The sequence below is a fragment of the Thermus caliditerrae genome, assembly GCF_021462525.1.
Lineage (GTDB): Bacteria > Deinococcota > Deinococci > Deinococcales > Thermaceae > Thermus > Thermus caliditerrae.
The window spans coordinates 11,575-34,316 of the sequence record NZ_JAKEDT010000015.1; the positions used below are offsets into that span (position 1 = coordinate 11,575).

The 22,742-nt window shown below is 68.5% G+C and carries 27 protein-coding genes and 1 tRNA gene; 9 read left to right on the top strand and 19 right to left on the bottom strand.

All coding sequences use genetic code 11. From position 1 onward, the window contains the following. Window positions 1-9: 9 nt before the first annotated feature. The 3 genes from nrfD to L1088_RS08555 are packed head-to-tail and all read right to left on the bottom strand — an operon-like array spanning window position 10 to window position 4,632. Complete coding sequence (nrfD, locus tag L1088_RS08545; RefSeq protein WP_234554557.1) at window positions 10-1,362, bottom strand: NrfD/PsrC family molybdoenzyme membrane anchor subunit; 1,353 nt, start codon at window positions 1,360-1,362, stop codon at window positions 10-12. After that, window positions 1,352-3,988 carry a 4Fe-4S dicluster domain-containing protein gene (locus L1088_RS08550; protein WP_234554558.1) on the bottom strand — a complete coding sequence of 879 codons (2,637 nt, stop codon included), beginning with the start codon at window positions 3,986-3,988 and terminating at the stop codon, window positions 1,352-1,354. The genes nrfD and L1088_RS08550 overlap by 11 nt, the downstream gene beginning before the upstream one ends. 8 nt (window positions 3,989-3,996) lie before the next feature. Beyond that, window positions 3,997-4,632 (bottom strand): cytochrome c3 family protein, encoded by a 636-nt coding sequence (locus L1088_RS08555; protein WP_234554559.1) that lies wholly within the window; start codon window positions 4,630-4,632, stop codon window positions 3,997-3,999. A 227-nt stretch (window positions 4,633-4,859) separates the two neighbouring features. Here L1088_RS08555 and L1088_RS08560 point away from each other — a divergent pair. After that, window positions 4,860-4,946 (top strand) — tRNA-Leu (locus L1088_RS08560). A gap of 27 nt (window positions 4,947-4,973) precedes the next feature. Continuing rightward, window positions 4,974-5,411: a tRNA (adenosine(37)-N6)-threonylcarbamoyltransferase complex ATPase subunit type 1 TsaE gene (gene tsaE, locus L1088_RS08565; RefSeq protein ID WP_234554560.1), complete on the top strand. Its 438-nt coding sequence runs from the start codon at window positions 4,974-4,976 to the stop codon at window positions 5,409-5,411. Here the strand turns inward: tsaE and L1088_RS08570 are convergent. From L1088_RS08570 to L1088_RS08580, 3 genes are read right to left on the bottom strand one after another with little or no spacing between them, the layout of a single operon-like run. Further along, entirely contained in the window at window positions 5,373-5,846 is a 474-nt protein-coding gene (locus L1088_RS08570) for a TlpA family protein disulfide reductase (RefSeq protein ID WP_234554561.1), read from the bottom strand. The two genes, tsaE and L1088_RS08570, sit on opposite strands and share 39 nt — an antisense overlap. 55 nt (window positions 5,847-5,901) lie before the next feature. Then, window positions 5,902-6,402, bottom strand: coding sequence for a metal-binding protein (locus L1088_RS08575; protein ID WP_234554563.1), 501 nt, complete (start codon window positions 6,400-6,402; stop codon window positions 5,902-5,904). Window positions 6,403-6,417: 15 nt separating this feature from the next. Next, on the bottom strand, window positions 6,418-7,131 hold the full coding sequence (locus L1088_RS08580; protein WP_038049097.1) for a type 1 glutamine amidotransferase family protein: 714 nt from the start codon (window positions 7,129-7,131) through the stop codon (window positions 6,418-6,420). An 81-nt stretch (window positions 7,132-7,212) separates the two neighbouring features. Here L1088_RS08580 and L1088_RS08585 point away from each other — a divergent pair, with 81 nt between their 5' ends. Both L1088_RS08585 and L1088_RS08590 read left to right on the top strand, forming a co-directional pair. After that, on the top strand, window positions 7,213-7,773 hold the full coding sequence (locus L1088_RS08585; RefSeq protein WP_038049095.1) for a TetR/AcrR family transcriptional regulator: 561 nt from the start codon (window positions 7,213-7,215) through the stop codon (window positions 7,771-7,773). Further along, window positions 7,770-8,264, top strand: coding sequence for a CarD family transcriptional regulator (locus L1088_RS08590; RefSeq protein ID WP_038049093.1), 495 nt, complete (start codon window positions 7,770-7,772; stop codon window positions 8,262-8,264). Before L1088_RS08585 ends, L1088_RS08590 begins: the two co-directional genes overlap by 4 nt. Window positions 8,265-8,402: 138 nt before the next feature. On the opposite strand, the gene L1088_RS08595 is transcribed toward L1088_RS08590, so the two are convergent. The 3 genes from L1088_RS08595 to ispD are packed head-to-tail and all read right to left on the bottom strand — an operon-like array spanning window position 8,403 to window position 10,415. Continuing rightward, window positions 8,403-8,972 (bottom strand): TenA family protein, encoded by a 570-nt coding sequence (locus L1088_RS08595; protein ID WP_234554565.1) that lies wholly within the window; start codon window positions 8,970-8,972, stop codon window positions 8,403-8,405. Window position 8,973: 1 nt separating this feature from the next. Further along, window positions 8,974-9,777 carry a 4-(cytidine 5'-diphospho)-2-C-methyl-D-erythritol kinase gene (gene ispE, locus L1088_RS08600; protein WP_234554566.1) on the bottom strand — a complete coding sequence of 268 codons (804 nt, stop codon included), beginning with the start codon at window positions 9,775-9,777 and terminating at the stop codon, window positions 8,974-8,976. Further along, window positions 9,765-10,415 carry a 2-C-methyl-D-erythritol 4-phosphate cytidylyltransferase gene (ispD, locus tag L1088_RS08605; RefSeq protein WP_234554567.1) on the bottom strand — a complete coding sequence of 217 codons (651 nt, stop codon included), beginning with the start codon at window positions 10,413-10,415 and terminating at the stop codon, window positions 9,765-9,767. Before ispD ends, ispE begins: the two co-directional genes overlap by 13 nt. 15 nt (window positions 10,416-10,430) lie before the next feature. On the opposite strand from ispD, the gene L1088_RS08610 reads away from it, so the two are divergent. Further along, entirely contained in the window at window positions 10,431-11,207 is a 777-nt protein-coding gene (locus tag L1088_RS08610) for an undecaprenyl-diphosphate phosphatase (protein WP_500303538.1), read from the top strand. Here L1088_RS08610 and L1088_RS08615 read toward each other — a convergent pair. Next, a complete protein-coding gene (locus tag L1088_RS08615) occupies window positions 11,199-12,260 on the bottom strand; it encodes an aminotransferase class V-fold PLP-dependent enzyme (protein WP_234554570.1) in 1,062 nt (353 codons plus the stop codon). The two genes, L1088_RS08610 and L1088_RS08615, sit on opposite strands and share 9 nt — an antisense overlap. Before the next feature lie 149 nt (window positions 12,261-12,409). Here L1088_RS08615 and L1088_RS08620 point away from each other — a divergent pair, with 149 nt between their 5' ends. The 3 genes from L1088_RS08620 (at window position 12,410) to L1088_RS08630 (ending at window position 14,387) form a co-directional block, all read left to right on the top strand. Then, window positions 12,410-13,459, top strand: coding sequence for a DnaJ C-terminal domain-containing protein (locus L1088_RS08620; RefSeq protein WP_234554572.1), 1,050 nt, complete (start codon window positions 12,410-12,412; stop codon window positions 13,457-13,459). 115 nt (window positions 13,460-13,574) lie between these two features. After that, entirely contained in the window at window positions 13,575-13,796 is a 222-nt protein-coding gene (locus L1088_RS08625; RefSeq protein WP_014516375.1) for a cold-shock protein, read from the top strand. A 78-nt stretch (window positions 13,797-13,874) separates the two neighbouring features. Continuing rightward, the gene (locus L1088_RS08630; RefSeq protein ID WP_234554573.1) at window positions 13,875-14,387 is read left to right on the top strand and encodes a GNAT family N-acetyltransferase; all 513 of its coding nucleotides are present in this window, start codon (window positions 13,875-13,877) and stop codon (window positions 14,385-14,387) included. Between the two features lie 4 nt (window positions 14,388-14,391). On the opposite strand, the gene L1088_RS08635 is transcribed toward L1088_RS08630, so the two are convergent. The 3 genes from L1088_RS08635 to L1088_RS08645 are packed head-to-tail and all read right to left on the bottom strand — an operon-like array spanning window position 14,392 to window position 15,926. After that, window positions 14,392-14,631 carry a ferredoxin gene (locus L1088_RS08635; RefSeq protein WP_003043460.1) on the bottom strand — a complete coding sequence of 80 codons (240 nt, stop codon included), beginning with the start codon at window positions 14,629-14,631 and terminating at the stop codon, window positions 14,392-14,394. A gap of 58 nt (window positions 14,632-14,689) precedes the next feature. Further along, window positions 14,690-15,229, bottom strand: a complete 540-nt coding sequence (locus tag L1088_RS08640) for a CBS domain-containing protein (RefSeq protein ID WP_234554574.1) — start codon at window positions 15,227-15,229, stop codon at window positions 14,690-14,692. Window positions 15,230-15,233: 4 nt separating this feature from the next. Next, entirely contained in the window at window positions 15,234-15,926 is a 693-nt protein-coding gene (locus tag L1088_RS08645) for an NTP transferase domain-containing protein (RefSeq protein WP_234554575.1), read from the bottom strand. Between the two features lie 22 nt (window positions 15,927-15,948). Here L1088_RS08645 and L1088_RS08650 point away from each other — a divergent pair, with 22 nt between their 5' ends. Further along, window positions 15,949-16,584 (top strand): DUF1648 domain-containing protein, encoded by a 636-nt coding sequence (locus L1088_RS08650; protein WP_234554576.1) that lies wholly within the window; start codon window positions 15,949-15,951, stop codon window positions 16,582-16,584. A gap of 73 nt (window positions 16,585-16,657) precedes the next feature. Here the strand turns inward: L1088_RS08650 and L1088_RS08655 are convergent, their stop codons facing one another. From L1088_RS08655 to L1088_RS08680, 6 genes are all read right to left on the bottom strand, one after another. Further along, window positions 16,658-18,274 (bottom strand): PEGA domain-containing protein, encoded by a 1,617-nt coding sequence (locus tag L1088_RS08655; RefSeq protein ID WP_234554577.1) that lies wholly within the window; start codon window positions 18,272-18,274, stop codon window positions 16,658-16,660. Between the two features lie 68 nt (window positions 18,275-18,342). Further along, complete coding sequence (locus tag L1088_RS08660; protein ID WP_234554578.1) at window positions 18,343-19,293, bottom strand: acetyl-CoA carboxylase carboxyltransferase subunit alpha; 951 nt, start codon at window positions 19,291-19,293, stop codon at window positions 18,343-18,345. After that, a complete protein-coding gene (gene accD / locus L1088_RS08665; RefSeq protein ID WP_038040428.1) occupies window positions 19,277-20,134 on the bottom strand; it encodes an acetyl-CoA carboxylase, carboxyltransferase subunit beta in 858 nt (285 codons plus the stop codon). The genes L1088_RS08660 and accD overlap by 17 nt, the downstream gene beginning before the upstream one ends. A gap of 2 nt (window positions 20,135-20,136) precedes the next feature. After that, on the bottom strand, window positions 20,137-20,502 hold the full coding sequence (locus L1088_RS08670) for a bactofilin family protein (protein WP_234554579.1): 366 nt from the start codon (window positions 20,500-20,502) through the stop codon (window positions 20,137-20,139). 10 nt (window positions 20,503-20,512) lie between these two features. Next, window positions 20,513-21,427 (bottom strand): peptidoglycan DD-metalloendopeptidase family protein, encoded by a 915-nt coding sequence (locus L1088_RS08675; protein ID WP_234554580.1) that lies wholly within the window; start codon window positions 21,425-21,427, stop codon window positions 20,513-20,515. A 25-nt stretch (window positions 21,428-21,452) separates the two neighbouring features. Further along, window positions 21,453-22,724, bottom strand: coding sequence for a thymidine phosphorylase (locus tag L1088_RS08680; protein ID WP_234554582.1), 1,272 nt, complete (start codon window positions 22,722-22,724; stop codon window positions 21,453-21,455). Window positions 22,725-22,742 lie beyond the last annotated feature (18 nt).

Genomic DNA, 22,742 nt, shown 5'->3' on the forward strand with positions numbered 1-22,742 from the left:
GGGCCCCTCCTAGTGCTTGCGCAGGCGGTGGAACAGGTGCACCATCTCCGCCACGGCGATGGGGGGAAAGAGGCGAATAAAGAGGGAAAGGCCGAAGAGGAAGAAGCCGATGGTGCCCAAGAAGAGGGTCCAGTCCACCCAGGTGGGGTAGTAAAGCTGGAAGTTCCCGGGGAGGAAGTCGTGGGACAGACTGATGATCACGATGACAAAGCGCTCCAGCCACATGCCCACGTTGGCCAGGATGGAGAAGATAAAAAGCCAGGTGAGGTTCTTGCGGAAGCGGGGAAACCAAAGGGTCTGGAGGAGGACCACGTTGATGAGCATCATGGCCCAGTAGTAGGGGGCGTAGGGCCCGGTCATGCGCCAAAGCTGCTGGGCCCACTCCGCAGGTTCCCCCGCGTACCAGGCGATGAAGATCTCCAGGAGGTAGATGTAGGCCACCCCAAGCCCCGAGGCCAGGGTCACCTTGGCCATCCAGTCCAGGTGGCGCTCGGTGATGACCCCCTCCAGCCGGTACCACTTCCTGAGGGGAATGATCAGGGTAAGGGCCATGGCGAAGCCCGAGTAGATGGCCCCCGCGGCGAAGAAGGGGGGGAAGACGGTGAGGTGCCATCCCGGCACCAGGCCATAGGCGAAGTCCATGCTCACCACCGAGTGCACGGAGATCACCACCGGGGTAGCCAGGCCTGCCAGGAGCACGTACACCGCCCGGTAGCGCTGCCAGTGGACGGCGTTGCCCGTCCAGCCCAAGGAGAGCCAGCCGTAAAGCTTCCGGCGCCACCCCCTGCTCCGCTCCCGCAGGAGGGCCAGGTCGGGGATCAGGCCCAGGTAGAGGAAGAGGGTGGAGATGGTGAGGTAGGTCATGATGGCCAGCACGTCCCAGGAGAGGGGGCTCTTGTACTGGGGCCAGAGGGCCATATGGGTGGGGTAGGGCATGACCCAGTAGAAGAGCTGGGGTCGGCCCATGTGGATGAGGGGGTAGGTGGCCGCGGCCAGCACGGCGAAGAGGGTCATGGCCTCGGTGACCCGGTTCAAGGAGTCCCGCCAGTTCTGGCGCATGAGGACCAGAATGGCGCTGATCAGGGTCCCCGCGTGGCCGATGCCGATCCACCAGACGAAGTGCACGATGTCAAACCCCCAGGCCACGGGCTGGTTGATGCCCCAGGTACCGAGGCCCCTCACGAAGGTGACGAAGAGGCCGTAGAGCCAGGCCAGGGTCAGGGCCGCCCCCACCGCCACCACCACCCTCCAGGGCCTGGGGGCGGGCTTCTCCACCGGCTCCAGAAGCTTTTCCACCAAAGCTTTTTCCGTCCACTCCCCCTGGATCAGGTCGTGGTCGGGATGGGGTTCCCTACGCGCCATGCTTCCCCTCCTTCAGCTTGGGGTTGGGGTTCTTCAGGTGGGCCAGGTAGGTGGTGCGGGGCCAGGTGTTGGCCTCCTCCAAAAGGGCGTAGTGCCGCCCCTCCTTGCGGTGGGCCTGGATGGGGTCCTCGGGGTCCAGGAGGTCGCCGAAGTGGATGGCCTTGCCGGGGCAGACCTCCTGGCAGGCGGTCACCACCTCGCCGGTGCGGATCTTGCGCCCCTCCTGGGCGGCCTGGGCCCGGGTGGTCTCGATACGCTGCACGCAGTAGGTGCACTTTTCCATCACCCCGCGGCTCCGCACCGTCACCTCGGGGTTCATGAGGAGGGCCAGGGGGCTTTCCTTAGCCCTTCTGGGGTCCCCCTTGCCCACGAAGGCCTCCCCGTAGGGGAAGAAGTTGAAGCGCCGCGCCTTGTAGGGGCAGTTGGCGGAGCAGTACTTGGTGCCCACACAGCGGTTGTAGACCATGAGGTTCAAGCCCTCGCTGGAGTGCTCTGTGGCCGCCACCGGGCAGACCGCCTCACAAGGGGCCTTCTCGCAGTGCTGGCACATCACCGGCTGGTGCACCACCCCCTCCTCGGCGAAGTAGCGGTCGATGCGGATCCAGTGCATCTCCCGCCCCTTAGCCACCTCCTCCTTCCCCACCACGGGGATGTTGTTCTCCACCTGGCAGGCCAGGGTGCAAAGCCCGCACCCCAGGCAGCGGCTTAGGTCCACGGTCATGGCCCAGGCATGCTCCCCCTGAGGCCAGGGGGGGTAGAAGGAGATCGGCTTCTCCTTCTCCGGCTCGGCCTCGAGGGCCTGGGCCTCCTCCATCACCTTCACCGCCTCCACCTCCCCCAGGTAGCCGTGGTACTGGGTGGAGACCAAGGGGTAGTCCCGGCCCGTGGGGGCCACCTCCGCGGGGAAGGCCGCGCCCTCGGGGTGGAAGAAGTGGGAAAGGGGGGCCACCGCGCCGCCTTTGGGCAGCCCGGGAAGGGGCCACAGGGGAAGCAGGGCCTCCTTCCCCCCCGCCTTAACCCGTAGGAGGGGGCGTTTAGGATCCGCTTTCCGCTCCCTGGCCCGGATATCCCCTAAGAGGCCCAGGGCCTCGGTATCCTCCTCCCCCAGGAGCAGGGCCCCGTCCCAAACCAGGCGGCTTAGGGGCCTGGGGAGCTCCTGGAGGTAGGGGTTTTCCCGGTAGCGCCCGTCAAAGAGGCTGAAGTCGGGGCGGAGGGTGAGCTCCAGGGGGGCCTCCGCCCGCAAGGGGAGCAGGCGGCCTTCTAGCCCAGGGCGCACCGCCACGAGCATCTCTTCCGCTTCCGCCAAGGGCCTCCCCTCCGCCAGGGCCCGCTTCTCCTCGGGGGAAAGGGCGGGAAGCTCCTCCCCTAAAAGCCCTGCCAACACCTCCTCCAGGCTCTTCCCGCCCCAAAGGGGCTGGATGAGGGCCTGGGCGGGCCAAAGCCGGCCCTGGGCGTCCCGATGGGTTCCCGAGGCCTCGAGGGGGTGGGCCAGGGGCAGGCTCCAGGGGGCCTCCTTGGGGTAAAGGGAGAGCAGGGCGGCGAAAGCCTTGCCCTGGAGGGCGGGCAGGGGACCCTCCGCCGCCCAGACCAGGCGCTCTGCCCCCTCAGCCTCGAGGAAAGCCCTGGGGCTTGCAACCTCGGCCTCAGGAGGCTCCACGTAGCGCACCGGCGCCTTCAGGGCCAGGTTCACCGCCTGGGCCAGGGCCTGGGCGGCCGGGGTGAGGTGCACGCCCGGCAGGACCAGCCCGCCCCTCTGGAGGTCCTCCACCAGCGCGGGGAGGAAGCCCCCGTAGTCCGAGGCCGGAGCCCCCGGCACCACCCCCAGGGCCTGGGCCAGGGCCAGGAGGAAGCCCTCCACCCCACTCGGCTTCAGGGCCAAGCGGTGGTCGGCCATGCTCCCCAGGAGGGTGGGGGCGCTCTCCACCGCGTAGATGCGGTTCATGGGAGGCACGCGCCTACGGCTCAAGGCCTCCCACCAGAGGTAGCCCGCCGGGTGCTCGTGCACCTCCACGTCCAAGAGGAGAACCGTCTCCGCTTTTTCCGGAGCGTAGATGGGCCAGGCCTTTTGCCCGAAGGCCAGCTCCGCCCCTAGGTAGACGCTCTCCAGGGTCCAGGCCTCAAACCGGGCCACCCGCAGGTTGGGGTAGCGCTTCTGGGCCCGCTTCACGAGGTCTTCCAGCCGGGGCGAAGTGGTGCGGGGAAGGACCAAGAGGGTTTCCCCTTCCCCCAGGGCCTGCCGCCAAACGGCGAAGAAGGCTTCCCAGTTCGGGGCCTTCCCCTTGCGAGCCGGGTCGTAAAGGGCGTAAAGGCTCGCCAGGGGGTAAGGGCTCATGGCCGCCTCGAGGGGCGCCACGAAAAGGGGACGCTCCTGGTAGACCTTCACCCGCACCGCCTCGGCGAAGCCCGCATGGGGAAGGGCGGTAATGAATTCCGCCTGCCCGCCCTCGACCACCCACTCGGGTTGGCGCACGTAGGGCACTCCCTTGCGGCGCACGTTAGGTGTACACGCAGCCAGGGTCAAAAGTCCCATGGCCAGCACGCCCCGACGGCTGACCGGTCCGAAGGGAAACTCCTCGCCGAAGAGGTCCTTTTCCAAAGCTTCGGGATTACCGCGTTGCTGCTTCATGGGTTCTCCTAGCGGTGGCAGGTGTTGCAACTGGTGAGGGCCTCCGCCGAGCGCACCTGGTGAAGGGCTTTGAGCTTCCTGCCCAGCTCCGGGTCAGGGGTATAGGCCATGTTGAAAACCTGCTCCCTGGGTCTTAGCCGGGCCTCGGGGTTGCGGTGGCAAGAGAGGCAAAACTTCATGGTGAAGGCCTGGGGCTGGTACACCACCGCCATCTGGTCCACCCGGCCGTGGCACTCCGCGCACCCCACCCCCTTGGCCACGTGGGCCCCGTGGTGGAAGTAGACAAAGTCCGGAAGGTTGATGACCCGGTTCCAGGGGATGGGCTCCCCGGTCTCCCAGCTCTTCCGCACCAGGGCCAGGTTGGGGCTGTCCGGCTTGACGAAGGTGTGGCAGGTCATGCAGGTTTCCGTGGGGGGAAGCCCGGCGTAGGCCGCATGCTCCGCCGCCGTATGGCAGTAGCGGCAAGAAAGCCCCAAGCCCCCGGCGTGGAAGGCATGGCTGAAGGGAACGGGCTGGGCCACGGGGAAGGTGCGCTGCTCAAAGGCCCCCACCGCCACGCCGGAGAACACCACCCCGAGCAGGGCGAAGACCCCAAGGACCCCGCCCCAGAAAAGAGACCTTACCCAACGGTTCCGTCTCCTCATGCCACCTCCGGTCTTAAAGGCCAAGGCTACGGTCAGGCCATCCCGCGGTCAATCAAGAGCTTGGGTACCTTCCATAAGAGATCCGGTTCAGTCCGGCCCCACCCTTTAGAGCTTGCTTTTCAGCGGTAAGCTAGCAGAAAAGGGAAGGGACATTTGTCCTAAACCTCCCCAACCTTGACAAGAAGGGAGCTTTTGCTACACTAAGGCTTGCGCGTGAGGCGCACCCTGCCGGGATGGTGGAACTGGTAGACACGCCATCTTGAGGGGGTGGTGCCCGCAAGGGCGTGCGGGTTCAAGTCCCGCTCCCGGCACCAAAAGGCCCTGATGGGGCCTTTTTCTTTATGCGGCTCCTCTTGACGCGCACCCTGCGGGATTTAGCGGATACCCAGGCCCTGGCCCGGGAACTCCTTCCCCTGCTCCCCCACGGAGCGAGGGTGGTCCTGGAAGGCCCCTTGGGAGCAGGCAAGACCACCTTGGCCCGCTTCCTGGCCGAGGCCTTGGGCTTCCGCGGCCGGGTCACGAGCCCCACCTACACCCTGGTCCACACCTACCCCACCCTGGAAGGCCCCGTGGTCCACGCCGACCTCTACCGCCTGAAAGACCCAACCGCCTTCCTCCCCGAACTCCTGGCAGCCCAGGAGGAGAGCCGCCTCCTCCTGGTGGAATGGGGGGACCCAAAGGCCCTGGAGGCGGACTTCCTCCTGCGCCTCATCCCCGAAGGGGGGGTGCGGCGGGCGGAGCTATGGCAGCTCCACCCCCGCCAGGAGCAAAGCGTCTAAGAGGGCCTCCCGGCCCGCCCGGCCCGCGAAGAGGGCCACCACCTTGCCTTCGGCATCCACCACGAAGGTCCAAGGCTGGCCCACCACCTTGAAGCGGTTGGCGACCTCGGGGGGTTTGTCCTTCTCCGAGGCCAGCAAGGGAATGAACCGGGGAAAGGCCTTCATGTACTCCAGTACCACCTCCTTGGTGTCCTTGGGCTCCCGGCTGATCACGTAGAAGGGCACCCCCGTTTCCGCGGCCACCCGATGAAGCCCCGGGAACTCTGCCTTGCACACCGGGCACCAGCTGGCCCAGAAGACGATGACCGCGGGCTTCTTCATGCTGGCCGGGCTGATGAGGTTGCCCCTGGGGTCCAAGAGGGCGAACTCGGGAAGGCGCTGACCCGGCTGGGCGGCCCAGGCCAAAGCCCAAAGGGCCAGCGCGCAAAGCGCCATACGCTTGAGCATACCCTTATTTTCGCCTCGGGCAGGCGGGGGTATGTAAACCCCCTCACCTTGGCCGCCGGAGACGCCTCAGGTCGTGGTCCGGCCAGATGCCGTCGGCCACCAGGTGAAGCCACTGAGAAAGGTAGTACCCCAACAACCCCCACCCCAAGGCCTCCCGCGGCCAGGCAGGAGGCGCCAGCCTCAGGTCTGCCCCTAGATAGCGGACCAGCCCCTGGAGCAGAAAGAACCCCACGAGGACCAGGCCCGCCAAATAGCCCAGCCGGGTCAGAGGCCCCACCACCCACGTGTGGGAAAGGCCCCGGTGGCGGAAGAGCCAGCCGTAAGGCCGCCACAAAACCCCCAGCACCCCCCAGCGCCGCTGGGCCCGCACCCCCTTCTCCGAGAGGTCCAGGTCCGGGGAGAGCAAAAAGGTGCCCGCCAGGTAAGCCAAGGCGAAGGCCAGGGCCCGGGGCTCCTCCGGGGCACCCCCATGGGCCAGGTACAGCACGGCACCTCCGCCCAACGCCGTCAGGTTGATGGCCTCGTGCACGCGCCCCGAGGGCATGGGGCCATGGTACCGCTAGAGGGCAGGGAGGGGGAAGCGCTCCCCCGCCGAGAAGACGTCCACCTTCAACCCCTTGACCCCCCGGCTGGTGAACTCCGCACCCCCTGCGTCCACCAGGGTGACCTCCCCCATCCAGACCTCCCCCAAGCCCTTGAGGAGGCGGAGGGCTGTGTTTTCCAGAAGCCCCAGGCCCACCAGGTCCGGGTTGCCCGCCACCAGGCGGGAGAGGGCTAAGAACCTACCCCGCTCCTCCACCCGGGGCAGAAGGGCCAGCCCCCGCAGCAGGGCAAGCCCCCAGGAGGCCCGCACCTCGCCCTCCAAGGGGTAGAACGCCGCCTCCCCCAGAAGGCCCGCGGCCTCCCCCAAGGCCACCACTCCCCCGCCCTGGCGGTGGACCTCGAGGAGGGCCTGGAGGACCAGGCTCCCCCGGATGAGGTCCAAGAACTCCGGGAGGCCCTCGGCGGCCAGCAGGACCAGGGGGCTCCCGGCCACCGCCTGGGCCACCTGCGGGTCAAAGGCCTCCTCCCGCCGCCTGAGGTGGAGCACCCGGCCCCGCTTGAGACCCAGGCTGCGGTAGGCCAGACGCCAGGCTTCCGCCAGGTCCCGCAAGGGGTAAGGGACCAGGAAAAGGGCCTCTCCCCGGGCCTCTTCCAAGAGCCGGGCCTCCACCGGGCGCAAGGCCCCCCGCAAGGGATCAGCGGTGAGCAAGGCGAAGAAGCCCTGACGCATACCTTGCCTCCTTCTCCTTAAGGTAGCGCGCTCCTCATGAAAGGAAAAGGGCGTTGTGCTAGACTTGGGGGCGTGGCCGCGATGGTATCCCCTCCGGGGGCATTCTCCAAGGATAAGAAGCGGGCCATTCTTCAGGCCACCTTGGAGGTTCTCCGGGAGATGGGGCTTTCCGGGCTCAAGATGGAGGAGGTGGCCCGGAGGGCGGAGGTGGGCAAGGGCACCATCTACCTCTACTTCCGCGACAAGAAAGACCTCCTAAAGAGCCTGGTAGAGGAGCGAACCTGGGCCTTCTACCGGGAGGTGGAGGAAATCGTGCGCCTGCGGGCGCCTTTTTTTACGCGCCTGGAAGCCCTCCTGCAGAAGCGCCTGGCCTGGATCGCCGAGTGGCGGGGCCTCTGGGCCGCAGTAGCCCGGGAGGCCATGGAGGACCCCACCCCCTGGCTGAAGGGGCTTCACCAGCACTACCTGGACCTCCTGGAAGAGCTGGTGCGAAGCGGCCAGGCAGAAGGGGTTGTGCGGCCGGAGCTTTCTCCCAAAGCCACGGCCCACGTGATCGCGGCCCTGGGGTGCAGCCCCCAGCTGGAAGTGGACGCTTACTTGGAGCACCTCATGGAAGTGCTCCGGAAAGGAGTCGCGCCGTGAAAGAGTTCCGTCCCGGCGACAAGGTGGTCTTGCCCCCTTACGGGGTTGGGGTGGTGGCGGGCATTGCCCAGCGTAGCGTGAGCGGCATCAGCCGAGCCTACTATCAGGTGGACTTCCCCGGTTCCCGCTCCAAGGCCTACGTACCCGTGGAAGCCCCCCAGAGCGTGGGCATGCGCAAGGCCCTTGCCCCGGAGGAGGTGCCCGTGATCCTGGATCTCTTGAAAAACGGCCGGATGCCCCTGCCCAAGCAGTGGGCGGCCCGGCACCGCAAGACCAGCGAGATCCTGGCGGACGGAAACCCTTACCGCATCGCCCAGATGGCGGGGCAGCTTCGGGCCTGGGAGCTGGAGCGGGGCCTTCCCGACCTGGATCGGCAGGCCCTGAGGCGGGCCATCTACCTTCTGGCGGAGGAGGTCTCCCAGACCTTGGAGATCAGCCTCCAGGAGGCCAGACGCCTCTTCGAGGAAGCCTGGGGTGAGGAGCTGAACTGAGTTGCACGCTCAACGCCCCCCTTCCCTTCAGGGAAGGGGGTTCTTTTTCCGCCTCATGCCCTTTTCCGCTAAACCCTAAGGCCCTGCTCCACCCGTTTGCCAGGGCCCCCACGCGGACAGGGTCCGCATGGGGTGGTATCAAAGGAGCAGGCTCCACGTCTTTTTCTCCATCTCCAGAATGCGCTTCAGGTAGTGGCGCAGCCGCTCGGGGTCCAGCCCGCTCAGCTGGCCCTGGGCCATGACCTCCAGGTCAAAGAGCAGGGCCTGGAACTCCGGGGCCGACCAGTGTTCGGAGAGCTCCTGCCAGGGACCTTCCCCCTCCACGTGGGCGTTCCAGGCCTCGAGGAAGAGGCGGTTCAGGAAGTAGAAGAAGACCAGGCGGTAGGGGTAAGCCATCGCGGCCATCTCCTGCAGAAGGAGCATGTACTCCCGCCGCACCGGGTGGACCTCCCCCTGGGGGTCCGCCCCTTGGGCGAGGAGCCAATCCAGCTCCTCCACCGTGGCCATGAGGGCCTGGACCAGAGGAGCCCGGTGGGGATGGGGAGCGTCCTGCAAAAGCCCCACCTGGTAACGGTACAGGGCCTCCACGAAGGGGAAGTCCTGCTTGAGCCAAAAGGCGAACCGCTCCCGGTCCCAACGGATGGGCAGGGCCTTGACCTCCTCCAGGGCCTTGGGACAGCAGCCGAACACCTCCTCCAAGGAACGCATGCTAGCCTCCCAGGGTGCCTTGCCGGGCAAAGCCCGTGCGCCTAAGGACCGCCACCACCTCCTGGGCGTGCTCGGGGCTTTGGGCGAAGCCAAAGAAGGCGCTCCCTGAGCCCGACATCAGCACCCCCCTAAGCCCCAGGGCCCTGAGCCTGGCCTTCACCTCCTTGAGTTCGGGGTAGAGGCGGAAAGCGGGGCCCTCGAGGCTGTTCCAGTAGGGGGGCTCCTCCCCCGCCTCCAGCGCCGCCACGATCTCCGCTACGGGGAGGTCCGGCCCGAAGTCGTGGGGCTTCACCTCCCCGTAGACCCTGGGGGTGGGCAGACGGAGCCCGGGAGCGAAGACCACCACGGGCAGGGAGGGCAGGGCCAGGGGCCTGAGGCGCTCCCCCACCCCCCGGGCCTCCGCCACCCCCCCCTGCAGGAAGAAGGGCACGTCCGCCCCCAAGGCGAGGGCTAGGGCGGGCAGGTCCACCTCCGCCGGGTAGAGCTCCGTTAGGCCCAGAAGCACCTGGGCAGCGTCGGAGCTTCCGCCCCCCAAGCCCGCCCCCTCGGGCAGGGCCTTCTCCAGAACGATCCGCACCCCCCCAGGCCACCCCGCCGCCTCCAGGTAGGCCTCCGCTGCCCGATACGCCAGGTTCCTCCGCCCGTAGCGGCCCCGGAACTCGATGCCCTCGGGGATGGGCTCCAAAAAGAGCCGGTCCCCGAAGGAAAGGGCAGCGAAGAGGGTGTGGAGCTCGTGGTAGCCGTCGGGCCGCCTCCCCAGGAGGGAGAGGCCCAGGTTCACCTTGGCCACCGCTAGCCGCTCCATGTCCGCGCCAAGGCCTCCGCTAGGGAAAGGTCTTCGGGGTAGGTGATCTTGAAGGCCGTCCTCTCCCCCTCCACGAGGGCCACGGGGTAGCCCAGAGCCCGCACCAGCTGGGCGTCGTCGGTGGCGGCAAGGCCCCGCTTCCGGGCGTAGGCGTGGGCCTCCCGGAGGAGGGCGGTGAAGAAACCCTGGGGGGTCTGCACCAGGCGCAGGGCCTCCCGGGGCACCACCTCCCCGTAGGCCTCTCCCTCGGGCCGAACCAGGGTGTCGGAAACGGGGAGCACGGGCACCGCCGCCCCCGTGGCCCGGGCGGCCTCGAGGACCCGCTCCGCCAAGGCGGGGCTGGCGAAGGGCCGGGCCACGTCGTGGACCAGCACCAGGGGCAGGCTCGCCGCCTCCAGGAGGCGGGCCACCGATTCCTGCCGCGTCCTTCCCCCCTCCAAGAAAACCGCCCGCAGGCCCGGAGGGGGCTCGGCCCCCGGGGGTAGGGCCACCAGCACCTCCGCCGCCTCCTGGAAGGCCAGGAGGGACCACTCCAAAAGGGTCTTCCCCCCCACCCGCAGGAAGGCCTTGGGCCCTAGGCCGAGCCTCTCCCCGTTGCCGGCGGCGGGGATGAGGACGGAAACCTCCACGCCCCTCATGGTAGCATGGGCCGCGTGAGCGCTTGGGAAGCCCTTCTCCTGGGGTTCGTGGAGGGCCTCACGGAGTTTTTGCCCGTCTCCTCCACCGGCCACCTGACCCTTCTTTTCCACCTCCTGGGCCTGCCCATCGAGGGGGACGCCTTTTTGAAGACCTTCCTCATCGCCATCCAGCTGGGGGCCATCCTGGCCATCCTCCTCCTTTACGGCCGCCGCTTCGCCTTGGACCGGGCGCTTTGGCTCAGGATCGCCGTGGCCTTCCTGCCCACCGCAGCCATAGGCTTCCTCTTCTACCCCCTCATCAAGGGGGTGATCCTGGGCAAGGACGGCATCGTGGTCTTCTTTCTCTTCTTCGTGGGCCTGGTCCTGCTCCTCGCCGACCGCCTGGCGGAACGGGCCCGCTACCAGGACGTGCTGGAGCTGCCCCTTTCCCAGGTGGCCCTGATCGGGGTCTTCCAGGGCCTCTCGGCCCTTTTCCCCGGCACCAGCCGCAGCGGGGCCACCATCCTGGGGGGGCTCCTCCTGGGCTTAAGGCGCAAGGCGGCGGCGGAGTTCAGCTTCCTCCTGGCCCTTCCCACCATGCTGGCCGCGGTGGGCTACGACCTCCTCAAAAGCGCCCCCAGCGTGCCCGATGGAGGCTGGGGCCTCCTCCTCCTGGGCTTTGCCGCCGCCCTCCTCACCGCCTTTCTCACCGTGCGGGGGATGCTGGCCCTGGTGGAGCGGGTGGGCTTTAAGCCCTTTGCCTACTACCGCATGGCGTTGGCCTTGGTCTACGCCTACTTCTTCCTACGCTAGGGCCAGCACCCGGTCCAGGGCCTCGAGGAAGACCTGGTAGTAGGCCTTCCTAGCCCCCTCCCCCATGAGGCCGAGCCGCAGGACCTGCCCCCGGGTGGGGCCGATGCCCCCGGCCACCGCCACGCCCTCGGCGTAGAGGGCCTTCACCAGGCGGTCCGCCTCCACCCCCTCGGGGGGGCGGACCACCAGCACCGTGGGCAGGGGGCTGGCCTTGGGGTAGGGACGGAAGCCCCGGGCGGAAAGCTCTTCCAGAAGCCAGGCGTAGACCTCCCGGGCCCGGCGCTCCCGCGCCTCGATCCCCTCCTCTAGGGCTAGGTCCAGGGCCTCGAGGAGGGCGTAGTGCAGGAGGACGGGGGTGGTGTGGTGGTAGCCGCCCCGCTCCCAGTGCTCGGCCACCCGCGTGAGGTCCAGGTACCAGCCCCGCTTGCCGGTGAAGGCCCTGCGGGCCTCGGGGCTCACGGCGATGGGGGCCAGGCCCGGGGGGGCGGAGAGGCACTTCTGGCTTCCCGTGAAGGCGTAGTCCACCCCCATGGCCCGCATGGAGAAGGGAAGCATGCCCAAGGTGGTCACCGCGTCCAGGAAGAACAAGGCCCCGGCCTCCTTGGCCAGGGACCCCACCTCCTCTGCGGGGTTCAGGACGCCGGTGGAGGTCTCCCCGTGGACCAAGGCCACCATGCGGTAGCGCTTGGCCCTGAGGGCCTTGGCCACGGCCTCCGGGTCCACGGGCTCCCCCGGGGGAAACTCCAGCACCGTGGGCATGAGGCCGTGCAGAGCCGCCATCTCCGCCACCCTTTGGGAGAAGGCCCCGTTCACCAGCACCAGGACCGGACCCTGGTCCAGGCCCGCCAGCCCCGCCTCCATGCCCAGGCTACCCGATCCGGCCAGGGCCGCCACCAAAGCCCCCTCGCCAGGGTCAAAGAGGGCTCGGAGACGCTCCTGGATGGCCTGGTTCACCTTCAGCACCTCGGGGTCCAAATGGCCCCGCATGGGGCGCAGGAGAGCCTTCTGCACGCGTTCAGGGATGGGGGTAGGACCGGGGGTCAAAAGGAGCATCTCAGCTTACCTCCTCTAAAAGGAGAGGCCCCCGCGGCCAAGCCGGGGGGGCCCTTCCCGAAGGAAGGGGCCCCCTACCGGATAGCTCGCAGGAGCCTCATTGACGGGCACTTTAGCAAAACCCCCTTCCCTTGTAAAGTGCTAGCTGGATGAAGGACTACTACGCCATCCTGGGGGTGAGCCGCGAGGCCACCCAGGAGGAGATCAAAAAGGCCTACCGCCGCCTGGCCCTGCAACACCACCCCGACCGCAACCCCGGGGACAAGGAGGCGGAGGAGCGCTTCAAGGAGATCAACGAGGCCTACGCCGTCCTCTCCGACCCCGAGAAGCGGGCCCAGTACGACCGGGGGCTTCTGGGGCAGCCAGAGCTACGCACCGAGGACCTCTTCGACCTCTTCGCCCAGGTCTTCGGCTTCCGCACGGGGCGCGCCGCCCCCAGGGGGGAGGACCTCGAGGCCCTGGTGGAGGTGGAACTCCAAGACCTTCTGCACGGGAAGGAAGCGGAGGTGGCCTACGCCCGCCTGGTGCCCTGCGAGGCCTGCGGAGGCCAAGGGGGCAAGCGGGTGGCCTGCCCCACCTGCGGGGGGCGGGGGATGGTGGAAACCTACCGCCAAGGCCTCTTCGGGGCCTTCGTAAGCCGCTCCACCTGCCCCCATTGCAAAGGGCAGGGCCACCTGCTGGCCGAGGCCTGCCCCGTCTGCCGGGGGAGGGGGCGCGTGGCCCAGGAGGAACGGGTTTCCGTGAAGATCCCCCCGGGGATGGGGGAGGACCACCTCCTGCGGGTGCCCGGGCACGGCAACCTGGGGCCCGGCGGCCCCGGCGACCTCTACGTGCGCCTCAAGGTCCGCCCCCATCCCCACCTGGAGCGGGAAGGGGCGGACCTGGTCTACCGCCTCCGGATCGGCCTGGCCCAGGCGGCCCTGGGCGCCCGGGTGGAGGTGCCGGGCCTGGAGGGCCCCATCCCCCTGGAGATCCCCCCGGGCACGGGCCACGGGGAGGTGTTTGAGCTCCCCGGGGAAGGCCTCCCCCACCCCGGGGGCCGGGGGCGGGGGGCTTTGCGGGTGGTGGTGGAGCTCGTGGTGCCCAAGAAGCTTTCCCCAAAGGCCAGGGAGCTTCTCCGGGCTTACGCCGAGGAGGTGGGGGAGGAGGTGGCCCCCGAAGGCTTTTGGGGGAAACTCAAGGGGTTCTTCCGCAAGTAGCCTTCCCGTGGTAGAGTGAGGTATTCCGGGTCGCTATAGGGTGGCCCCTTGGGTCTAAAGCAACCCCTAAAGTCCCGGATACGAGCCCTAAAGGGCTTGGAAGAGAAGGAGCGGTATGCAGAAGGGTCGGGTCAAGTGGTTCAACGCGGAGAAGGGCTACGGCTTCATTGAGCGCGAGGGGGACACGGACGTGTTCGTCCACTTCAGCGCCATCAACGCCAAGGGGTTCCGCACCCTGAACGAGGGCGACATCGTCACCTTTGACGTGGAGCCGGGCAAGAACGGCAAGGGCCCCCAGGCGGTGAACGTCACCGTGGTGGAGCCGGCCCGCAGGTAAGCGGTCCTTCGCCCGCCCCGGGGTTCCCCCCGGGGCGGCGGCCTTTCATCACCCGTCTCTCAGAGAGGGGGGGGTAGCATGGGAGCGATGCGGACCCTTAACCTGAGCCTACGTCCTGTGGGTTTGGAGGACGCTCCTCTTTTGCACCAGCTCTTCCTGCGAAGCCCCGGGTACTTCGCCCTGATGGGGATGGAGCCCCCGGCCCTCGAGGACGTGGCCCGCGACCTGGCCACCCTGGAGGGCGATGGGCGCCGCCGGGTCTTCCTCCTGGTGTCCGAAGGGGAGGTCGTGGGCTACCTGGACTACAAGCTCCACTACCCCGAGCCTGAAGACGCCACCCTGAGCCTCCTCCTCATCCGCGAGGACCGCCAGGGCCAGGGCCTGGGGCAGCGGGCCCTGACGCACCTGCTGGAGAACTTGGTGGGGGCAGAGCGGCTCTATGCGGTGGTCTACGGGCAAAACCCCAGGGCCAAAGCCTTCTTCCAAGCCCAAGGCTTCCAGCACGTAAAAGACGGGGGTCCCGCGCTAAGCTGGTACGTGCTGCCCCTGAAAAAGGCCCCGCCCCAGCCGACGCTGGGGCGGGAGCCCTGAGCTTTTACTCCAAACCCGCCAGCTTGCGGTTCTTCTCAATGTAGGATTTCCACTGCTCGGGAACATCCTCCTCGGGGAAGATGGCGTTCACCGGGCAGGCGGGCACGCAGGCCCCGCAGTCGATGCACTCCTCGGGGTGGATGTAGAACTGATCCCCCCCATCGTAGATGCACTCCACGGGGCAGACTTCCACGCAGGACTGGTCCTTCACGCCGATGCAGGGCTCACAGATTACGTGTGGCATCCTTCACCTCCTCAACCCCTCCCCCCTATTTTAGGCCGACGGGCCTTTTGTCAACGGGCTAGACCCCCAAGTAGCGGAAAAAGGCCTCCCGGGAAATGGCCCCCACCACCTCCTCCCCCTTGACCACCAGGACCAAGGGTTGCCGCAGGAAGAGGGGGGAAAGCTCGCTTACCGCCACTTCCGCCTCCACGCTGGGCACCTCCTCCAGGGGCAGGATGTGGTCGGCGAGGCCCAAAAGGCCCACCGGGCGCCCCTCTTGCACCAAGAGGGCCACCCCCCGGCCCTCGTAGGCCTCGAGGGCCTCCACCTGGGGCAGGGGCTTGGCCAGGCGGCGGGCCGGGGTGGGCCAGAAAAGGCCAGCGGTGAGCAGGGTGGTGCAGGGCACCCGCACCGCCCGCTTGGCCACGTAGAGGGCGAAGGTGAAGAAGAGGAGGAAGCCCAGCCCCTCGAGAAGCCCGAAAAAGTTGAAGCTTCCCCACCCCAGGCGGCCGCCGCCCCCCAGGAGGGCGTGGAGGAGGTAGGAGAAGAGAAGGCCCAGCACCAAGGCGGCCAGGTAGGCGAAAAGCCCAGCCAGGCGGAGCTCCTTCACCGTGCGCATGGGCTTAGCTTACCAGTTCCTCTTCCCGGTCCACGTCCACCCCCACCTCGGGGTAGGGGGTGATGAGGGCCCGGGCCTCCACTCCCAAAATCCTCTGCGCCCGCGCCTCCAGCTCGGGAAGGGAGAGCCGGCCCAGGAGGAGCTTGAGGAGGATGTCCAGACCGATGAGCCGGGCCAAGGCCAGGGGCTTTTTCCGCAGGGCCACCACCTTCTGGGCCAGGGGCAGGGCCTGGTAGAAAAGCCCCTTGTCCAGAAGCACCAGGTTCCCGCCGGTGAAAACCCCCTCCCGCAAGCGGGCGTAGGTGCGCCGGGTGTGGGGAAAGCGGGCCTCCACCCTTTCCTTGGGCACGATGGGGTAGACGAGGGCGGCCTCCGGGGCGTTTTCCAGCACAAAGCGCACCGCCTCGGGGGTGAGGTGGGGGAGGTCGGCGGTGGCCACCAGGACCCGGCCCTCCACGTGGGCCAAGGCGGCCTCCAGGTTCCCCAGCAGGCTTCCCGTGTCGGGGAGGGTGAGGCGGGGCGGGGGGGAAAGCCCGGGGTTCTCCCCCACGTAGATGGCGGAAAGCCCCGCCTCCTTGAGGGCAGAGAGCACCCACGCCGCCAAAGGCCTTCCTCGGTAGGGCACCAGGGCCTTGCTCCGGACCCCGTACTTCCCCGCCCAAGCCTCCTCGCCGCCTCCTAGGACGATGGCCTTCACCCCCCCATGCTACCGTGAGGACATGGGAAAGTGGCTTGCCCCTTTGGGCCTCCTCCTCACCTGGGCCCTTACCCTCTGGGCCTATTTCCAGCTCCCCGAGAGGATCCCCGCCCACTGGAACGCCCAGGGAGAGGTAGACCGCTACGGAAGCCGGATGGAGGTCTTTCTCCTCCCCCTCGTGCTCACCCTCCTCCTCTATCCCCTCCTGGCCCTGGCCCCCCGGCTGGACCCCAAGCTCCGGAGCCAGGCTCCCCCGGTCTGGCCCTGGCTTCTGGCAGCGGTGGTCTGGACCTTCACCCTTATCCAAGGAGCCTTCCTCTACGCCGCCTGGAGCTACGCCCAGGGCATAGCCTTCCCCGTGGAGTGGGCCATCCTGGGGGCGGTGGGCCTGGTCTTCCTGGTCCTGGGCCTCCTCCTTCCCCGCCTGCCCCCCAACCACCTGGCCGGGGTGCGCACCCCCTGGACCCTGGAAAGCCCAAAGGTGTGGCGGGAGGTCCACCGCCGGGCGGGGTGGATCTTCGCCTTCCTGGGCCTTTTGGCCTGGCTGGCCGCCCTTCTGGGGGGAGGCTGGCTTTGGGTGTGGTTCGCCGCCCTGCTGGCCGGGGGGCTTTACCTGGTGGCCTTCTCCTACCTGGCCTGGCGGAAGGCCCCAGAATGAGGCCACCCCACGGGGAAGCCCCGGCCCGCGAGCCAAGCCGCCCCGGCCCAGGCCGGGGCGGCGCTTCCTCCCCCTAAAGGGGCCTCAGGGTAAGCCGCAGGACCTGGTTGCCCGTGACCCGCACCTCCTGCACCAGGGTGCGGTAGCCGGGGGCCACCAGGGTGAGCTCGTGGTCGCCGAAGGGGGCCTCGAGGCGCAGGTAGCCTCCCTTGGCCACGCCCACCTCCTCCCCGTCCAGGAAGACCCGGGCCTCCACGTTCAGGTAAAGCTCCAGCACCGCCCGCACCGGGACGAGCTCCACGTAAAGCCTAAGGGACTCCGCAGGGCGCACCTCCACCTGGGCCCGGTACTCCGCGTACCCGGGGGCCAGGACCCGCACCTCGTGCAGGCCCGCCTCGAGGGTCACCCTTAAAGGGGCGCGGCCTGCCAGGCGCCCATCCACGTAGACCTCGGCCCCTTCGGGCCTGGCCTCCAGGAAGAGCTCCCCGGTGCGGATGGGCCTAAGGCTGGCGGAAAGCCTGGTCTCCCGCCCCCGCTCCACCCGCACCGTGGCCTGGTAGGGCTCGTAGCCCGGGGCGCGGAGCTCCACCCGGTACGTCCCCTCATCCAGGACCAGGCGCAAGGGGGTGCGGCCCCGGAAGGCGCCGTTCACGTAGGCCTCAGCCCCCGTGGGGCTGGACTCCAGAAGAAGGGTGCCGGTGCGAGGGATGGGGTTCAGGCGCACGTCAAGCCTCGTGGTCTCCCCCCGCCGTACCTGCACCGTGGCCCGGTAGGGCTCGTAGCCGGAAAGCCTAAGCTCCACCCCGTAGCGGCCCTCAGGGAGGGTGAGGGTCAGGGGGGTGCGGCCCCGCAGAGCGCCGTCCACATAGACCTCGGCCCCGGAAGGGCTGGAGGTGACGGCCAGGGTCCCTTGCCTGGGCTCCGGCACCAGCTGGGCGAAGACCTGCACCCGTTCCCCGGGCCTGGGGTTCACCGTGACCCGGTAGGGCTGGTGGCCGGCAAGCCTAAGCTCCACCTCGTGCCGCCCGGGGTTCACCGACAGGGTGACCGGGGTGCGCCCGGAAAGCCGCCCATCCAGGTAGACCTCCGCCCCCTGGGGCCTCGAGTCCACCGTCAGGGTGGCCGTGGCGGGGGTGGAGGGTGGAGCTGTCACCCGGCCCACGAAGTAGCGGGCCACGTCCGTGACCCAGTCCCTAGGGGGCAGGGGCTCAATCACGATGGAAAGGGCCCGGGCCAAACCCTCCGCCCCCTGGACCCGGACCCGGCTTCCCTCCACGTCCAGGATCTCCCCCAGGGAAAGGGGGCGCCGGCTCGCCACCGCCAGGATGCGGTCCTCACCCTCGGGACCGGTCACGGTGTAGCGGTAGCGGGCCCCTTCCGGGGGGAAGCGCCGGGTTTCCCCAGCCCGGAGGAAGTTCTCCCGCTCAAAGGCGTTGGGGAGGATGGGGTCGATACGTCCATCGGCGTTGATGTTGAAGAGGTAGACGTAGGCATCCCGGTTCACGTTCACATAGATGTAGATGGGCTCCCCCACCTGGTACACCGCATTCCCCCGCTTCGCTGGGTCCTTGTCCACCCAGACCTTCACCACGAGGTCGGTGGGCACCGGGTTCACGAGGATGCCCTGGGGACTGATCTGCTGCGCCAGGGCCACACCCAGGCCCAACGCCGCCAAAAGAAGCTTCCGCATAGGCCTCACCTCCACCCTCAGGCTAAAGCTTCCCTGTGAAAATCCTGAGGGAAAAGGGGCAAGGCCCCTTAAGACTCCGCGTAGGCCCCCAAGGCGCGGAAGCGGCGGTAACGGTCCTGGTAAAGCTCCTCCGGGGAAAGCCCTTTGAGCTCCTCGAGGGTCTTGAGAAGGGCTTCCTTGATGTTCTGGATGGCCCTAAGGGGGTCCTTGTGGGCCCCGCCCTCGGGCTCGGGGATGATGGCGTCCACCACCTTCTGGGCCAGGAGGTCCCTTGCGGTGAGCTTCAAGGCCTCGGCGGCCTTGGGGGCCTCCTTGGCGTCCCGCCAGAGGATGGCGGCGCAGGACTCGGGGCTGATCACCGAGTACCAGGCGTTCTCCAGGATGAGGACCCGGTTGGCCACCCCGATGGCCAGGGCCCCCCCGCTGCCCCCCTCCCCCAGGATGAGGGCGATGGCGGGCACCTTAAGGCGGCTCATCCGCTGGATGCTCTGGGCGATGACCCAGGCCTGGCCCCGCTCCTCTGCGGAAACCCCGGGGTAGGCCCCGGGGGTGTCGATGAAGGCGAGGAAGGGGTAGCCGAAGCGGTCGGCCAGGTCCATGAGGCGCATGGCCTTGCGGTAGCCCTCGGGATGGGGCATGCCGAAGTTGCGGTAGAGGTTTTCCTTGGTGTCCCGCCCCTTCTGGTGGCCCACCACCACCACCTTCTGGCCCTCCAAATAGGCGAGCCCCCCCACGATGGCGGGATCGTCGGCGAAGGCCCGGTCCCCGTGGAGCTCTAAAAAGTCCTGGAAGGCCTTCTCCAGGACGTCTAAGGTGGTGGGCCGTCCAGGGGCACGGGCCAGTTGCACCCTCTGCCAGGCGGTGAGGTTGCCGTAGATCTCCTGCTTGAGCCGGGCCAGGCGCTCTTCCAGGAGGCGGATCTCCGCCTCGAGGTCCACCCCCGTGGACCGGGCGGTCTCCTTGAGCTCGGCAATGCGTTTTTCCAGCTCCAGGATGGGCTTTTCAAACTCCAACGGCATAGGGAACTCCAGGGTGCAGATGACGAAGGGCCCGGACCAGCTCGCCCTTGAGCTTCCTGCGGTCCGTGACCCGGTCCACCATGCCGTGCTTCAGCAAAAACTCCGCGCGCTGGAACCCCTCGGGGAGCTCCTGCCGGATGGTCTGGCGGATGACCCGGGGCCCGGCGAAGCCGATCAGGGCCCCCGGCTCGGCGAAGATCACGTCGGCCAGGGCGGCGAAGCTGGCGGTAACCCCCCCGGTGGTGGGGTCGGTGAGGATGGAAACGTAGGGAAGGCGCTTTGCCCAAAGGCGGTCCAGGCTCATCACCGTTTTGGCCATCTGCATGAGGGAAAGGGCCGCCTCCTGCATCCTGGCCCCGCCCGAGGCCGCCACGATCACCAAGGCCCTTCCCTCCGCCGCCGCCCGCTCCGCCCCCCGGGCGATCTCCTCCCCCACCACGCTCCCCATGGAACCCCCGGCGAAGGCGTAGTCCATGACCAGCAGGACCGCCGGCACCCCGCCGATGGTGCAGGTGCCCCCCAGGATGGCGTCCTGGCGGCCGGTCTCCTCCTGGTAGGCCTTGAGCCTTTCCGCATAGGGCTTGGTGTCCACGAAGCCCAAGGGGTCCAGGGGTTTAAGCCCCGTGGTCTCTTGGAAGGTGCCGGCATCGGCCAGCATCTCCACCCTTTCGGAAGCAGGCATGCGGTGGTGGTGGCCGCACCTGGGGCAGACGTAGAGGTTTTCCCGGAACTCCTTTTTATAAAGCTGGACCCCGCAGGCCTCGCACTTGGTCCAGAGCTCGGGGACGTCCCGGTTTACCCCACTGGGCCTTTTTCTTCGGAAAAGCCGCTCTAGGGCCACGCCTATGCCTCCTTGGGAGCCTCGAGGGCCTTGGTCTCCCCCGCCAGGCTCTGGCCGATGAAGACCGCCCCTGCCTCCACGTCCAGGGCCTGGGCCCGCACGGTGCCGGTGAAGCGGGCCGTCTTGGAGAGGCTCACCTTCTGGGCCACCAGGTCCGCCTTCACCTCCCCGTGGATCTGGACGCTCCCTGCCTCCACCCTTTCCCCTTCCACCCGGCCCGTACGGCCCACCTCCAGCTCCCCTTCCACGTAAACCGAGCCCTTCACCAGGCCATCGATGCGCACCTGGCCCTTGGCCTTCAGGTCCCCCAGGACCTCGGTATCCGGCCCCAGGTACGTGAGGGCTCCCCCTTGCTTCCGGCCAAACATCCGCCCCATTTTACCGGTGGGCGAAAAAGGGGTCCAGGTAGGGCCTGGGATCCACCGGGGTGCCGCGTCGGTAGACGCTGTAGTGCAGGTGCGGCCCCGTGGAGCGGCCCGTGGAGCCCACGTAGCCCAGGACCTGCCCCCGCTCCACCCTCTGCCCGGGGCGCACCGCCAGGCGGGAGAGGTGGCCGTAGAGGGTCTGGTACCCTTCCGCATGGTCCAGGAGGACCGCCAGGCCGTAGGCCCCCATCCACCCCGTGCGGGCCACCACCCCGCTCCCCGTGGCGTAGACGGGGGCCCCGTAGGGCGCGGCGAAGTCCAGGCCGTCGTGGAACTCGTACCCCGGGCCGAAGGGGTTTTTCCGCATGCCGAAGAAGGAGGTGATCCCCTCATACCCCCTCAGGGGCAGGCCCCGGGGCAGGCTTTGCTCCACCTCCAAGGTCCGCTCCAGGGCGGGGGCCACCTCCTTAAGCTGGCGCTGCAGGTCCAAAACCCCCGCCCGCACCTCCCCCCAGAGGGCCAGGGCCTCCTCCGGGGAGGAAGCCCCTCCCTTCCCGCCCTCCTGGTAGCGCACAGGAAGGGCATTTATGGGGGGAAGCCCCGCCCGGCGGCGGAGCTCTTCGATGGCCTTCTTGAGGGCCTCCAGCTCCTTTTGGGTGCGCCTGGCCTCCTCGGTGAGGGCGCCGTTTTTGGCCCTCTCGGCCTCGAGGGCCAGGGAAAGCCTCCGGGCCTCCTGGGAAAGGGCCTGGAGGCGGACCTCGAGGGCCCGGGCCTCCCGGCTCTTTTGCCAAAAGTAGAGGTTGGCCCCGGTCCACAGGCCGAGGAGGGCGAGGAGGAGGAGAAGGGCCCACCCCGGCAGGGAAAGGGCGCGGCTCCCCCCGCCGCTTCGGGCCAGGAGGAGGGTGTAGCGCACGGGCCGCCGCTTCATCCCGAGGAGTATACCAGGGAGGCCTTCAGACCACGTCCAGGATCAGAGGCAGGGGCCTGGCCTCCGCCCCCAGGCGGAAGGCGGCGCGCAGGTGGTCCAACGCCTCCTGCAAGCCCCGGCTTCGGTGGTAGACCAGGGCCAGGGGCTCGCCCCTGACCACCCGGTCCCCGGGCTTCTTCAGAAGGTAGACCCCCACCCCGTGGTCGATGGCCTCCCCCTTCTTCGTCCGCCCACCCCCCAGGGCCAAGACGGCCAGGCCCACCCGGTAGGCGTCCACCTCTGCCACCACGCCCTCTTCCTCTGCCAGGAGGGGGTGTTCCTCCGCCAGGGGCAAAAGGGAAAGGTCCTCCACCACCCGCCCATCCCCCCCCTGGGCCTCGAGGAACGCCCGGAACCGCTCCAACGCCCTCCCGCTCTCCAGGGCCTCCCGGGCCAGGCTGGGGGCAAGGCCCTCCAGCCTTAGGGCCTCCTCCGCAAGGCGCAGGGCCACCGCCAGGAGGTCTTCCGGGCCTTCCCCCTTCAGGGTGAGGATGGCCTCCCGGACCTCTATGGCGTTCCCCACCGCCCGGCCCAAGGGGGCCTCCATGCTGGTGAGCACCGCCCGGACCCGCCTACCCGCCCCCCGGCCGATCTCCACCATGGTCTTGGCGAGAAGCCGGGCTTCCTCCAAGGTCTTCATGAAGGCCCCCCGGCCCACCTTCACGTCCAAGACGATGCTCCTGGCCCCAGCGGCCAGCTTTTTGCTCATAATGGAGCTGGCGATCAGGGGGATGCTCTCCACCGTGGCGGTCACGTCCCTTAGGGCGTAGAGCTTTCCGTCCAGGGGAGCCAAGTCAGGGCTTTGGGCGGCGATGACCAGGCCCACCCGCCGGGCGCGCTCCAAAAACTCCGCCTCGGTCATCTCCCCCCGCCAGCCCGGCACCGACTCCAGCTTGTCGATGGTGCCGCCGGTGTGGGCCAGCCCCCGGCCCGACATCTTGGCCACCGTGCACCCGCTGGCCGCCAGGATGGGCCCCACCACCAGGCTCACCTTGTCCCCCACCCCTCCCGAGGAGTGCTTGTCCACCGGGTGGGGCAGGCCCGAGAGGTCCAGCACCTTCCCAGAGTAGGCCAGGGTCTCCGTGAGCCAGAGGGTTTCCTCCGGGTCCAGGCCCCGCAAGAAGGCCGCCATGAGCCAGGCCGCCACCTGGTAGTCCGGCACCTCCTCCCGCAGGTAGCCCAGGAGGAAGGCCTCGAGGTCCTCCCGGCGGTGCTTGCCCCCCTCGCGCTTTTCCCGGATGAAGAGAACGGGGTTCATAGGCCCATGCTACGCTAA